Below are 13,149 nucleotides of genomic sequence, written 5' to 3' on the forward strand. Positions count from 1 at the left end.
TGTTCCGCTCCTCCCGTCTGCTCGGCGAGACCCGGCGGCCGCGCGCCTTTGGCGCGTCCCGCCCCGCCACACCGGAAACACCATGACGACTACCCCCGAACCGGCCTATCAGCATGGCCAGGCGCCGCGCACGGCGATCCTGCTGATCAACCTCGGCACGCCCGATGCGCCGACACCGAAGGCCGTCGGCAGCTATCTCAGGCAGTTCCTGTCCGATCCGCGCGTGGTGGAGATCCCGCGCGCTGCCTGGCTGCCGATCCTGTACGGCATCATCCTGCCGTTGCGCTCGCGCGCCTCGGCGGTGAAATACGAGTCGGTCTGGCTGCGCGAGGCGCAGATGACCGGTTCGCCACTGCTCGTGCATACCGAACGCCAGGCCCACGCCCTGCAATTGCTGCTCAGCCAGCAGGGCCACGAAGTGACGGTGGCGTGCGCGATGCGCTATGGCAACCCGTCGATCGCTTCCGTGCTGGAGGCGCTGCGCCGCCAGGGCACCGAGCGCATCCTGCTGCTGCCCCTGTATCCGCAGTACTCCGGCACCACCACGGCCACGGCGTTCGACGAAGCGTTCCGCGTGCTGGCGACCTGGCGGAATCAGCCAGAATTGCGGCTGGTCAAGCATTTTCACGACCATCCGGCCTATATTGCCGCCTTGCACCAGCAGGTGGGGGCATACTGGGCGCAGCACGGCACGCCGGATTTCGGGCGTGGGGACAAGCTGATCCTGTCGTTCCACGGGGTGCCGCGGCGCACCCTGGAACTGGGCGATCCCTACCATTGCGAATGCCTGAAGACCGGCCGCCTGCTGGGCGAGGCGCTGGGCCTGCAAGCCGGCCAGTACCAGGTTACCTTCCAGTCGCGCTTCGGCCGCGCGGAATGGCTGCAGCCCTACACGGCACCCACGCTGCAGGAGTTGGGCAAGGTCGGCACCGGGCGGGTCGACGTGTTCTGCCCCGGATTCCCGGCCGACTGCCTGGAGACCCTGGAGGAGATCGGCATGGAAGGACGTTCCGAATTCCAGGTGGCGGGCGGCAAGGTGTTCCATTACATTCCCTGCCTCAACGATGCCGAGAGCTGGATCGCCGGGCTGGCGGAGATCGGCTTGCAGCACTTGCAGGGATGGCCGCTGCGGCTGCCGCACCCGCACGAACTGGAGGCTCGCCGCACCCAGGCCCAGATGCGCGGGGCTGCGGCGTGACACGGGCGCGGCAAAGCCGGCCCCTGGCATGGAGATGACAGAATGAACGTATCTTTCGAGGCTGACGCGCGCCTGCGCATCGACAAATGGCTGTGGTGCGCGCGCTTCTTCAAGACCCGCTCGCTGGCGGCCGAGGCCGTGGAGCGTGGCAAGGTGCAGGTCAACGGCCAGCCTTGCAAGAACTCGCGCGAGGTCAAGCCGGGCGACACCATCGTGCTCGAGGCGCATCAGCAGCGCTGGGAAGTGCTGGTCAGGGGCATCGCCGGCGCGCGCGGGTCGGCGACGGTGGCGCAGACGCTCTATGCGGAGACGCAGGCAAGCCAGGCGCGACGACGCGAGGAAGCGGAAAACCGGCGGCTCAACGTGGAGCCGGCCTCGCGGCTGCAGGGCAGGCCGACCAAGCGGGATCGCCGCCTGCTGGACGGATTCGGGAGCTGAGAGTCGGGGAGCCGAGAGGACTCAGGAGGCGGCGAGCGGCGCCATCGCATGCGGCGCCGCGGCTCACCGGCCTGGATCAGCGAACGAAGGGAACGATGTAGTGTTTGAAGACCGCCTTGCCACTACCGTATTCGGTGTCTCGCGGCGTGAAGGCGCCGGAGAGGCAGATAAAGACTGTCATCACCGATAATGCGGCGAGAAGGAAGACCGTCAGAACAGGTAGCTTATGCATGGCTAACCTTTCGAGTGTGGCCCGACTTGTGATGCATCTTCGACCCCGGTATTTTTGTCATTTTTATACGGTTTCATCTTAGGGGGTGCGCTGCAGCAAAGCAATATGGCCCCTATTTCCATGTGCACCTCTTTGTAACCGTGTGTTTCAGTGCCCCGGCGCGGTGCACTCTTGAAATAATGGATGCCTGTCACCAATTGCAGGATACATTTGCCGATTTACCACCCGCGGCCAGCGCCAGGCCGGCCGCGTCCTTGTATTGATACGGATCGACATGGAAGAACAGAAGCAGACGCCATCCACCACGACGCCGCCGGCGGCCGCCGGCGAGGAGCTGAACAACGCGCCGGCCGGCCAGGCCGAGAACGCCGCCGCGGAGGACGTGACCGCCCAGCTGGCCACGCTCGAAGCCAAGGCCAAGGAGCACTATGACATGTTCCTGCGGGCGACCGCGGAGGGCGAGAATATCCGCCGCCGCGCCCAGGAAGACGTCGCCAAGGCGCACAAGTTCGCTATCGAGAGCTTCGCCGACTACCTGCTGCCGGTGATGGACAGCCTGCAGGCCGCGCTGGCCGACGGTTCCGGCGACATCGCCAAGCTGCGCGAAGGGGTGGAGCTGACCGCGCGCCAGCTCACCAGCGCCTTCGAGAAGGGCAAGATCGTCGAGCTGAATCCGGTCGGCGAAAAGTTCGACCCGCATCGCCACCAGGCCATCTCGATGGTGCCGGCGCCGCAGGAACCCAATACCGTGGTGTCGGTGCTGCAGCGCGGCTACACGATCGCCGACCGTGTGCTGCGTCCGGCGCTGGTGACGGTGTCCGCCCCGAAGTAACGGCGGCGCATCGCTTTCGTTGTCCGCCTGTCCGGCGGCACGAGCAACGCCCGGTGCCACTGGCCCGGGCGTTTTTCATTGCTGGAGAAGCCTATGTCTACCTCGTCAGACAAGTCCGCTGCCGGCGCGCCGGCCGAAGCCGCCGCCGACGCGGCGCCGCACCTGGATCACCATGCCTTCGAAACTTTCGGCATGCGCGAGGTGAACGGCGACGATATCGACGCCGCCATTGCGGCTGCCGATGATGCTCTGGTGTGCGTGTTCTTCTGGGGCGTGGACTGCTTCAATTGCGAAATGGCGAAGAAAGCCATGCTGGCCAATCCCGAGCCGGTGCGCGCGCTAGAGCTGCACTGGCTGCATGCCAACGTCTACGCGCACCCCGAACTGGGCAGGCGCTTCGGCCTGCATGGAATCCCCGTGTTCATGTTCTTCCACAAGGGCAAGAAACTCGGCCGTGCCACCGGCTGGCACGGTCATGGCCAGTTCGCCGCGGCGGTGGCCAATGCCCGCCTGAAGGCCAGCGGCAAGCCCCTGGCGGGCTGAAGCGCGGCCCGCGCGCGTGGCGGGCTGCCCGGCGGGACTAGCGCGACAAGGCATAGCCGAGGCGGAATTGCCACGGCAGCTTGTGGTTGTAGTCCAGCATGCTCTCGCCATAGCCGACGAAATAGCCCGCCATCAGATAGCCCGCGGTGCCCGGGATCAGCCGCGCGAGCGGATAGGTCACCGAGGCGTCGACGCTGCCATAGTACTTCTGCGTGCCCTTGCGCATGGTGGCCGCGAATTCCCATGAATCCGGCTTGCCGTAGGCCAGCTTCAGGTCCATGTAGCCGCGGTAGCTGGCGATATCCGTGTTGTCGTTCTTCTCCAGGTAGTAATAGAGCTTGGGCGATACGCTCCAGTGCCAGCTGCTCAAGTCGCCCAGGTAGAGGGTCGGCTTGACGAAGACGGTATTGATGCTGCGCGACTGGTCGCCGTCGCGGCCGTTGGACTCGTGCTCCAGGCCCGCGGCGAGCGAAAGACGGCTGATCGTGCGGTTATGCACCCCGGTATCCGACAGGTAGTAGAACAGGCTCGGCCGGTAATTGGTGTCGCGGAAGGGGTGGGAGTCTCCGGCCAGGTCCCACAGCGAGAACTGCGTGTAGCCGAAGTAGAGGTTGTCCAGCAGGCTGCGCGAAGACGGGTTTTCGCCCTCGAAGATGCGGAACTTGAAGCTGAGCTGGAACTTGGCGTTGGCGCCGTCATGCGCGCCGACCAGGAAGTACATCGGATCGTTGAAGGTCAGCCGGCCCTGGTCGCGCAAATCGGTCTGGACGGGCGCGGGCTCGGCCGACGCGGCCACTGGCACGACCGGGACGGCAGGCGTGGCGGTGCGGTCGCCCTGCGTCGGTGCGGCGGCCGTGCTTCCGGCCGGGGCGGCCGTGGCCTGCGCCACCTGCGCCGCGGGCGGGTCGTCCGGGCGCGGCGCCCGGTTCAGGGTGACCAGTACCGGCGCCGCATCGATATCGACGGGATCCAGCCGTACGGTCCCGCGCAGCGCGGGCGGGATGGTCGCGCTGTATTCGATGATGCGGTGCTCGCCCTGGCGCAGCCGGATCGTGGCGGCACCAGGCGCCGTGCGCTCCAAGTGCAGGCGCACCGGCGCCTGCAGGTCCGCCGATGCGACCACGTCGATGGCCTCCGGCACCAGGAACGTCCGGTTGGCTTTGTCGGCGCTGACCAGCAGGGTCAGGGTCAGCGGCCTGGTGCCGTCGACCACCTTCGGTGGCTGCAGCAGCGCGATGGCTGCCCGGCTGGGCAGCGGCCAGGCGGCAGCGAGGGCAAGGGAGAGAAGCAGGGCCGGGGTCGCCGGTGCGAGCCGGCGCCGGACCGCAGGCGAGGAGCCGGTCCGGGCATTATGCGTGCAAAGCTGCATGTGGTTGAAGCGGCGCGCGTTTTCCCGGGTCCCGGGAAAGGTGATGCAAGCGCGGCATGATCTATTGCGACGCGGTAAAGCCTAACATGCCCGGCGCGCCGACTTTGTGATGATTTGTACGCCGCCGGGAAGCCCGGCATGGCAAGACGCTGCTGGCGCTACCGCATGGCGCGGCGCTGGACCGAGGCAATGTAATTCTCGCCGTCGGGCGGCAGGCCGGTGCGTTGCGCCTCCCAGAGCATCTCGCCCAGGCATTCCATGACCTGGTGATGCGCCTCATGCGGCGAGTCGAGGCGCTGGGCCAGCGCCTCGTAGGCGCGACGGATGCCGGGCGGCTGGTCGATCGATACCTGTTCGGCGATCGACAAATGCATGGCCAGGTGCAGGAAAGGATTGGTCTGGCCGCCTTCGGGGGTGTAGTCCTGAGTGAGCGCGCCTTCCGTGTCGGTCAGCAGGTTCTGATACTCGGGATGCTCGCCGATCCAGTCGACGGCAATGGCTTCAAGCGGGGTGAGGACGCTGCCTGCGCGCTGCTTCTGCCATGCATCGCAGAAAAAACGGCGGACTTCTTCGCGGGAGGGATTGAACATGATGGCGTCATTGTAAACGAGGCCGGCCTCCGCCGCAGGGCGGCACCGGCGCCGCCCGCCCGATTGCCGCCCGATTGCCGCCGGCATGGATCCGGCCCCGCGCGGCATTTGCACGGCATAGAATGCGGCTTGCCCGGCGCCCGCCGGAAGACCGAATCCACACGCCGACATGTCCGTTTCCCGCTCCTCCCCCGACAGTCTCCAAGCCGGCCGCAACGTACGCGAGCAGCTCGCCGGGGTGCTGCTGATCGCGCTTTCGGCCAGCGCCTTTGGCGCCATGGCGATCTTCGCCCGCTTTGCCTACGATGCCGGATCCGATGTCTATGGCTTGCTGGCGGTGCGTTTCACGCTGGCGGCCGGCGCGCTGGCGCTGGCCATGCGGGCGCGCGGAGTCGGCCTGCCTGGCTGGCGCAAGGTCCTGGCGCTCGCGGCGATGGGCGGCATCGGCTATGTCGGCCAGTCGTTCTGCTTCTTCACGGCGCTCAATCATGCCCAGGCAAGCCTGGTGGCATTGCTGCTCTACCTGTACCCGCTCTTCGTCACCATCCTCGCCGCGGTGTTCCTCAAGGAGCGCCTGGGCGCGGCGTCGGTGATCGCGCTGGTGCTGTGTTCGGTGGGCGCCGGCCTGACGGTCGGCGGCGGCCAGGGTTCGGCGCTGGGGATCGCGCTCGGACTGGCCTCGGCTGTGATCTACTCGGTGTACATCATCGTGGGCGCGCGCATCACGGCTGGCGTCAACCCGCTCGCCACCACCACCGTGGTGTGCACGGCTGCGGCACTGGTCTATATCGCCGTCGGCATCCTGCGCGCCGGGGCCGGGGCGCCGCCGCAGTTCCCGCAAACCGCGGGGGGCTGGCTGGCGCTGCTGGCGATCGCGCTGCTCTCGACCGTGCTGGCCATCCTGACCTTCTTTGCCGGCTTGCAGCGCCTTGGCGCAGCGCGCGCTTCCATGCTGTCGACGCTGGAGCCGGTCGTGACGGTGGTGCTGGCGGCGCTTTTGCTGGGCGAGCAGGTCGGGCTGACCCAGGCGCTGGGCGGCGCGCTGATCCTGGCCGGCGTGCTGTGGCTGACGCGCAAGGGTAGCGGCGCCGAGCAAGTACAACAGAATTGAATCCCTTGCTCAAATCGCTTGGAGGGACGGGGCGGCGTCTTCGATACAATCCGGCTCTCACCTCTCGTTCAGGAACCGACGCATGAAATCGATCGACCAGGCAGCCATCGCCCAGCTGTTCACCGAAGCCCGCACCCACAACGTGTGGCAAGACCGCAAGGTGGACGATGCCACGCTTCATCAGATCTATGACGCCATGAAGTTTGGCCCGACGGCCGCCAACAGCTCGCCCGCCCGCATCGTTTTCGTGAAAAGCGCCGCGGAGAAGGCCCGCCTGGTCGAATGCGTCGCTCCCGGCAACGTCGACAAGACCCGTTCCGCGCCGGTAACGGCCATCGTCGCCTTCGACAACGCTTTCCACGACCAGCTGCCCAAGCTGTTCCCGCATGCCGATGCCCGCTCGTGGTACGCAGGCCAGCCGGAAAAGATCGCTCGCGATGCCCTGGTGAACAGCTCGCTGCAAGGCGGTTATTTCATCCTGGCGGCACGTGCGCTCGGCCTGGATTGCGGCCCGATGGGGGGCTTCGACGCGGCCAAGGTCAACGCGGCGTTCTTCCCCGACGGCAAGTGGTCGGCGAACTTCCTCTGCAACCTGGGCTACGGCGAAGCAGACAAGCTGTTCCCGCGCAGCCCGCGCCTGTCGTTCGACGAGGCTTGCCGCGTGGTCTGAGCCTCGCGCCCAGGCTGCTCGCATCAAGGCCCCTGCGGGGGCCTTTTGCATTCTCGCGGGGATGCTAGACCTTGGGTGCCTCGGTCTTCGGCCGGAATTCGCAAAGCGGTTCGATCGCGCAATGCCAGCATTCCGGCTTGCGCGCCTTGCACACATAGCGCCCGTGCAGGATCAGCCAGTGGTGCGCATCGTGCAGGAACTCGTGCGGTACCACCTTGAGCAGCTTGTGCTCCACGACCTGCACGTTCTTGCCGGGCGCCAGGCCGGTGCGGTTGGCCACCCGGAAGATATGGGTATCGACTGCGATGGTGGCTTCGCCAAAAGCGGTGTTGAGCACCACGTTGGCGGTCTTGCGGCCGACCCCCGGCAGTGCCTCCAGGGCTTCGCGGTCGCGCGGCACCTGGCCGCCATGCTGCTCGACCAGGATGCGGCAGGTCGCGATGACGTGCTTGGCCTTGGTCTTGTAGAGGCCGATGGTCTTGATGTACTCGATCAGCCCGTCCTCGCCGAGATCGAGCATCTGCTGCGGCGTGTGCGCAACCGGGTAGAGCTTGCGGGTAGCCTTGTTCACGCCCACGTCGGTGGCCTGCGCCGACAGCAGCACGGCGATCAGCAGCTCGAACGGCGAGCTGTATTCCAGCTCGGTGGCAGGGGTCGGGTTGACTTCGCGCAGTGTTTCGAACAGGGCGCGGCACTTGGCGGCGTTCATTCGTCCTTGGTGGCTGGGTTGGTCCCGGGCGGGGCATCCGGGCCGGTCTGGTCCGGGGCGACGAGGCCGGCCTTGGCGCGGCGGGCTTCGGCGGCATCGATCTGGGCCTGCACGGCGGGCGGGACATTCTCCGTATTGCGGGGCTTGACGGCCTGCTGCTTGAGGCGCGCGCGCTCGATGGCGGCCTGGATGATGGCCTGCTTGCGTGCCTGGGCCTGGCGCTCTTGCTCGCTCTGGGCGTTTTCGGCCTGCAGCGCTTCGAGCTTGGCGGCGGCCTTGGCCGCCAGGCGGGCATCGTTCTCGTCCTGCTCACGCACCAGGCGGGCGCGGCGCGCCACGTAGCGCGCGTGGGCCTCGTCGGCCTGCGCCTGCGACCACGCGGCCCAGCCGGTGCGCTCCGCGGTCACGGGAACCATGGCGATGCAGTCGACCGGGCAGGGCGCCACGCACAGATCGCAACCGGTGCACCAGTCCGCCAGCACGGTGTGCATCTGCTTGGGCGCGCCCACGATGGCGTCGACCGGGCAGGCCTGGATGCACAGTGTGCAGCCGATGCACAGGGTTTCGTCGATCAGCGCCAGCGCGCGCGGCTGTTCCACGCCGCGCTCCGGGTCCAGCGGCAGCGCCGGCGTGCCGAGCAGCGCCGCGAGGCGGCCGATGCCTTCTTCGCCGCCAGGCGGGCAGCGGTTGCACGCCGCTTCGCCGGCAGCCATGGCTTCGGCATAGGGACGGCAACCGTCGAAGCCGCACTTGGTGCACTGGGTCTGCGGCAGCAGGGCTTCGAGGCGATCGGCGAGGGTAAGGGGGGTGGCGGTCACGACAGCATTTTGGGGTTTGCGGGTGCGGCATGGCGCCGCTCTCTTTTCGTGCCGGTGGTCTGGCCGRCTGGAGCGGGCGCGCGGCAKGGATTATCCCCGATTTCGCCGCAGCGCAGAAACGCGCGATGATGCGCCCTCCGCGGGGGCCGCTGCGCGCAGGTTGCCCTGTGCCATAATCCCGCGCAACGATTCACCAGCCGTCGCATGCAAAACGAAACCAGAACAAAGCGGGACCCGGAGGGAACGCGCCGCCGCATCCTCGATGCCGCCACAGAAGAGTTCGCCAAGGGCGGGCTGGCCGGCGCGCGCGTCGACCAGATCGCCCGTCGCGCGGAGACCAATGAGCGCATGCTGTATTACTACTACGGCAGCAAAGAGGGCCTGTTCCTTGCCGTGCTGGAGCGGCAATACGCAGAGTTTCGCGCTGCCGAGGAGCAATTGCACATCGTCGACGAGGATCCCGTCGCGGCGGTCCGCACGCTGGCCCGCTTCGTCTGGGACTGGTATTACCGCAATCCGGAGTTCATCCGGCTGGTCAACAGCGAGAACCTCCATGAGGCCCGGCACCTGAAGAAGTCCACGCAACTGCACCAGCTGATCAATCCGGTGGTCAATGTGCTGGCGGACATCGTCAAGCGGGGTCAGCGCCAGGGCGTGTTCCGCGATAACGTCGACGTGCCGCAGCTCTACCTGACGATCTCGGCGCTGGGTTACTACGTGCTGTCCAACCGCTACACGATCAGCGCGGTGATTGGCCGGGACGTGGCCTCGCAGGACGAACACGAGCGTTTTGCCGAGTTGCATACCGACATGCTGCTGTCCTACCTGGAACGGCGCTGAGCCTTTGCGCCAGGCACGGTCCGGAGGACCGGAAACGAATGAAAAACGCCCGCGGTGAAACGCGGGCGTTCTTGTTTGCGCGGGACCGGGCGGTGGCTCAACGGTACTTGAGCACGAAGTCGCGCAGTTCCGGGTAGATCTCCTCGCGCCAGCGACGGCCGGAGAAGATACCGTAGTGGCCGCACTTGAGCGCGTTGATGTGCTGCTTGCGGGCCTTGGGGATGCCGGCGCACAGCTCGTGCGCCGCGGCGGTCTGGCCGGCACCCGAGATATCGTCCAGCTCGCCCTCGATGGTCAGCAGCGCGGTGCCCTTGATGTCCTGCGGGCGTACTGGCTGGCCGTCGATTTCCCACGTGCCGTTGGCCAGGCGGAATTCCTGGAACACTTCGCGGATCGTGTCGAGGTAATACTCGGCGGCCATGTCGAGCACCGCGTTGTACTCGTCATAGAAGCGGACATGGGCTTCCGCGTCGTCGGCGTCGCCCTCGACCAGGTTCAGGTAGTAGTCATAGTGCGAGGACAGGTGGCGGTCCGGGTTCATCGCCACGAAGCCGGCATGCTGGAGGAAGCCGGGATAGACCTTGCGGCCATGGCCGGGGTAGTTCGCCGGCACCGTGTAGATCACGTTGTTCTCGAACCACTCGAAGGACTTGTTGGTCGCCAGCGAATTCACCGCGGTCGGGCTGCGGCGCGCGTCGATGGGGCCGCCCATCATGGTCATGGTCTTGGGCGTCTTCTCGCCGGCCGAGGCCAGCAGGGAGATGGCCGCGAGCACCGGTACCGTCGGCTGGCACACCGAGATCACATGCAGGTTCTCCGCGCCGATATGGCGGATGAAGTCCTGAATGTAGTGAATGTAGTCCGACAGGTGGAAGGTGCCCTGGTCGATCGGCACCATGCGTGCATCGAGCCAGTCGGTCACGTAGACCTTGTGGTCTTGCAGCAGGGTGCGCACGGTGTCGCGCAGCAGCGTGGCATGGTGGCCCGACAGCGGGGCGCACACCAGCACCACCGGCTCGTCCTTGAGCAGCTTGATGGTCTCGGGATCGTCGGCATAGCGCTTGAAGCGCACCAGCTTGCAGAACGGCTTCTCGACGATGGTCTGCTCGACGATCGGGATGTCGCGCCCGTTGGAGCGGACCGACTTGATGTCGAATGCAGGCTTCTCGTATTCCTTGCCGAGCCGGTACAGCAGTTCATAGCCGGCTGCCAGGCGCGTGGCGCCGGGTACCAGCGAGAGCGGGCTCAGTGGATTGGTGAAAGTCTTGGCCGTGGCCTGCGCCCACGCGGTAAGCGGGTGCAGCATCGAGCGCTGGAACTCATGCAGCTGGTAAAGCATGACGGATACCTATCAGGCTGGGGGCGAAGCTGGAATTCAACGCCTTGACGTTAAAAATGTGACGCAAAGATACTATTCACGCTGCTGACGTTGCTGTCGTTGCTAACGTGTTACCGACTGTGGCTGATTATGCGCGTTTGCGAACGATCGTGCGTTGCAGCATATACGCTAAGGTACGCCTGCAACGGGAAAAGACAATAGGACAAGTACTGTACATCTCGCTGACAAACGTAAAAGAACGCAAATTTTGGACGTCAGATGCAAAAAAGGCGACCGAAGTCGCCTTTTCGTCGCTTTTGCCGGGCCTTCTTACAACACAGCCGCGATCGCGTCGACCACCGCATCGATGTTGCGGCTATTCAGCGCCGCCACGCAGATGCGGCCGGTGCCGACGGCGTAGATACCGTGCTCGTTGCGCAGGATGTCCACCTGGGCCGAGGTCAGGCCCGAGTACGAGAACATGCCGCGCTGGGCCTTGACGAAGGAGAAGTCGCCCGGCACGCCCTTGGCGGCCAGCTTGTCCACCAGCGCATGGCGCATCAGCTTGATGCGGTCGCGCATCTCGCCGAGCTCCTGCTCCCACATGGCGCGCAGTTCGGGGCTGTTCAGCACGGTAGCGACCACGGTGCCGCCGTGCGTGGGCGGGTTGGAGTAGTTGGTGCGGATGACGCGCTTGACCTGCGACATCACGCGCTGGGCTTCTTCCTTGCCCGTGGTCACGATCGACAGCGCGCCCACGCGCTCGCCATACAGCGAGAAGCTCTTCGAGAAGGAGCTGGAGACGAAGAAGGGCAGGCCGGAGTCCGCGAACAGGCGCACCGCAGCGCCGTCCGGCTCGATGCCCTCGGCAAAGCCCTGGTAGGCCATGTCGAGGAAGGGAATCAGGTTGCGGTCCTTGATCAGGCCCACCACCTGTTGCCATTGCTCGGCCGACAGGTCGACCCCGGTCGGGTTGTGGCAGCAGGCGTGCAGCACCACGATGGTGTTGGCGGGGTAGGACTTGAGTGACTCGACCATGCCGGCGAAATTCAGGCCGTGGCTGGGCGCGTCGTAGTACGCATAGTTGACCACGGGGAACCCGGCGGCCTCGAACAGGGCGCGGTGGTTTTCCCAGCTCGGGTCGCTGATGGCGACCTTGGCATCCGGATACAGGCGCTTGAGGAAGTCGGCGCCGATCTTCAGCGCGCCCGTGCCGCCCAGAGCCTGGGCCGTCACAACGCGGCCTTCGGTGATCAGCGGCGATTCCTTGCCGAACAGCAGGGTCTGCACGGCCTGGTCGTAGGCGGCGATGCCTTCGATCGGCAGGTAGCCGCGCGGGGTGGCGGTGGTCAGGCGGGCCTTTTCGGCTTCCTGCACTGCGCGCAGCAGAGGGATTTTCCCTTCGTCGGTGAAGTACACGCCCACGCCCAGATTGACCTTGGTCGCACGGGTGTCGGCATTGAWGGCTTCATTCAGGCCCAGAATCGGGTCGCGCGGGGCCATCTCGACGGCAGAAAACAAACTCATTTGGGATCTCGTGGTCAGCTATGTAACAAAACGGGAGGGCGTAGAATGCTCCGGACTGCGCTGGAGAGTGCCGGCGGCCCCCATCTTGATACCTGGCCGCCAACCCCAAGATTCTAGCGTATCCGCCCGTTTTCCTGAGGTTTTCCCTAGCAGCCTATGTCGAATCTTGTTGAAGTCGCGCCCGCGCTGGACGAAGAGAAGTTCGCGACCTTCCCCGGCTCGCCGTTCCAGCTCTACCAGCCCTATGAGGCCGCCGGCGACCAGCCCGAGGCCATCCGCCAGCTGGTGGAGGGCGTGGAAGACGGCCTGTCGTACCAGACCTTGCTGGGCGTGACCGGGTCGGGCAAGACCTTCACCATGGCCAACGTGATCGCCCGCATGGGGCGTCCCGCCATCGTGTTCGCGCCCAACAAGACGCTGGCGGCGCAGTTGTACTCGGAATTCCGCGAGTTCTTCCCCCGCAACGCGGTGGAGTACTTCGTCAGCTATTACGACTACTACCAGCCCGAAGCGTACGTGCCCCAGCGCGACCTGTTCATCGAGAAAGACTCCTCGATCAACGAGCATATCGAGCAGATGCGGCTGTCGGCCACCAAGAGCCTGCTGGAGCGGCGCGACACCATCATCGTGGCCACGGTCTCGGCCATCTACGGTATCGGCAACCCGTCCGAATACCACAAGATGATCCTGACGCTGCGCACGGGCGACAAGATCAGCCAGCGCGACGTGATCGCGCGCCTGATCGCCATGCAGTACACCCGCAACGAGACCGATTTCCAGCGCGGCACCTTCCGCGTGCGCGGCGACACGCTCGACATCTTCCCGGCCGAGCATGCCGAACTGGCGGTGCGCGTCGACATGTTCGACGACGAGATCGACTCGCTGCTGTTCTTCGATCCGCTCACCGGGCGCGTGCGCCAGAAGATCCCGCGCTTTACCGTCTATCCGTCGAGC

At 65.9% G+C, this 13,149-nt stretch carries 15 protein-coding genes; 8 read left to right on the forward strand and 7 right to left on the reverse strand.

Going from position 1 to position 13,149, the window contains the following annotated elements; translation table 11 throughout:
• Positions 1–82: 82 nt before the first annotated feature.
• A complete protein-coding gene (hemH, locus tag AC1DO7_RS21540) occupies positions 83–1,198 on the forward strand; it encodes a ferrochelatase (RefSeq protein ID WP_441618763.1) in 1,116 nt (371 codons plus the stop codon).
• Positions 1,199–1,240: 42 nt separating this feature from the next.
• Positions 1,241–1,636, forward strand: a complete 396-nt coding sequence (locus AC1DO7_RS21545) for an RNA-binding S4 domain-containing protein (protein WP_441618765.1) — start codon at positions 1,241–1,243, stop codon at positions 1,634–1,636.
• A 76-nt stretch (positions 1,637–1,712) separates the two neighbouring features.
• On the opposite strand, the gene AC1DO7_RS21550 is transcribed toward AC1DO7_RS21545, so the two are convergent.
• Positions 1,713–1,868: a hypothetical protein gene (locus tag AC1DO7_RS21550; RefSeq protein WP_020201414.1), complete on the reverse strand. Its 156-nt coding sequence runs from the start codon at positions 1,866–1,868 to the stop codon at positions 1,713–1,715.
• Positions 1,869–2,142: 274 nt separating this feature from the next.
• Here AC1DO7_RS21550 and grpE point away from each other — a divergent pair, with 274 nt between their 5' ends.
• Positions 2,143–2,700, forward strand: a complete 558-nt coding sequence (gene grpE, locus AC1DO7_RS21555; protein ID WP_441643384.1) for a nucleotide exchange factor GrpE — start codon at positions 2,143–2,145, stop codon at positions 2,698–2,700.
• 93 nt (positions 2,701–2,793) lie between these two features.
• Positions 2,794–3,243 carry a thioredoxin family protein gene (locus tag AC1DO7_RS21560; protein WP_441618769.1) on the forward strand — a complete coding sequence of 150 codons (450 nt, stop codon included), beginning with the start codon at positions 2,794–2,796 and terminating at the stop codon, positions 3,241–3,243.
• A gap of 37 nt (positions 3,244–3,280) precedes the next feature.
• On the opposite strand, the gene AC1DO7_RS21565 is transcribed toward AC1DO7_RS21560, so the two are convergent.
• Together AC1DO7_RS21565 and AC1DO7_RS21570 are read right to left on the reverse strand one after the other, a co-directional pair.
• Complete coding sequence (locus AC1DO7_RS21565; RefSeq protein WP_441618770.1) at positions 3,281–4,612, reverse strand: phospholipase A; 1,332 nt, start codon at positions 4,610–4,612, stop codon at positions 3,281–3,283.
• 158 nt (positions 4,613–4,770) lie between these two features.
• Positions 4,771–5,202, reverse strand: a complete 432-nt coding sequence (locus tag AC1DO7_RS21570; RefSeq protein WP_441618772.1) for a DUF1841 family protein — start codon at positions 5,200–5,202, stop codon at positions 4,771–4,773.
• 169 nt (positions 5,203–5,371) lie between these two features.
• Between AC1DO7_RS21570 and AC1DO7_RS21575 the strand changes: the two genes are divergently transcribed.
• On the forward strand, positions 5,372–6,313 hold the full coding sequence (locus AC1DO7_RS21575) for a DMT family transporter (protein ID WP_441618774.1): 942 nt from the start codon (positions 5,372–5,374) through the stop codon (positions 6,311–6,313).
• A gap of 82 nt (positions 6,314–6,395) precedes the next feature.
• Positions 6,396–6,983, forward strand: a complete 588-nt coding sequence (locus tag AC1DO7_RS21580; RefSeq protein ID WP_441618776.1) for a malonic semialdehyde reductase — start codon at positions 6,396–6,398, stop codon at positions 6,981–6,983.
• A gap of 64 nt (positions 6,984–7,047) precedes the next feature.
• Here AC1DO7_RS21580 and nth read toward each other — a convergent pair whose 3' ends face one another.
• Together nth and rsxB are read right to left on the reverse strand one after the other, a co-directional pair.
• Positions 7,048–7,692 (reverse strand): endonuclease III, encoded by a 645-nt coding sequence (nth, locus tag AC1DO7_RS21585; protein ID WP_441618777.1) that lies wholly within the window; start codon positions 7,690–7,692, stop codon positions 7,048–7,050.
• A complete protein-coding gene (gene rsxB / locus AC1DO7_RS21590) occupies positions 7,689–8,510 on the reverse strand; it encodes an electron transport complex subunit RsxB (protein WP_441618779.1) in 822 nt (273 codons plus the stop codon). The genes nth and rsxB overlap by 4 nt, the downstream gene beginning before the upstream one ends.
• Before the next feature lie 204 nt (positions 8,511–8,714).
• Between rsxB and AC1DO7_RS21595 the strand changes: the two genes are divergently transcribed.
• Positions 8,715–9,350 (forward strand): TetR/AcrR family transcriptional regulator, encoded by a 636-nt coding sequence (locus AC1DO7_RS21595; RefSeq protein WP_441618781.1) that lies wholly within the window; start codon positions 8,715–8,717, stop codon positions 9,348–9,350.
• A 97-nt stretch (positions 9,351–9,447) separates the two neighbouring features.
• Here the strand turns inward: AC1DO7_RS21595 and AC1DO7_RS21600 are convergent, their stop codons facing one another.
• Together AC1DO7_RS21600 and AC1DO7_RS21605 are read right to left on the reverse strand one after the other, a co-directional pair.
• Positions 9,448–10,689, reverse strand: a complete 1,242-nt coding sequence (locus tag AC1DO7_RS21600) for a polyhydroxyalkanoate depolymerase (protein WP_441618783.1) — start codon at positions 10,687–10,689, stop codon at positions 9,448–9,450.
• 309 nt (positions 10,690–10,998) lie between these two features.
• Positions 10,999–12,195, reverse strand: coding sequence for an amino acid aminotransferase (locus AC1DO7_RS21605; protein ID WP_477116543.1), 1,197 nt, complete (start codon positions 12,193–12,195; stop codon positions 10,999–11,001).
• 156 nt (positions 12,196–12,351) lie between these two features.
• Between AC1DO7_RS21605 and AC1DO7_RS21610 the strand changes: the two genes are divergently transcribed.
• On the forward strand, positions 12,352–13,149 hold a 798-nt coding region (locus AC1DO7_RS21610; protein WP_477116544.1), incomplete at its 3' end, for a DEAD/DEAH box helicase family protein.

Source organism: Cupriavidus sp. 05N40 (assembly GCF_056397305.1).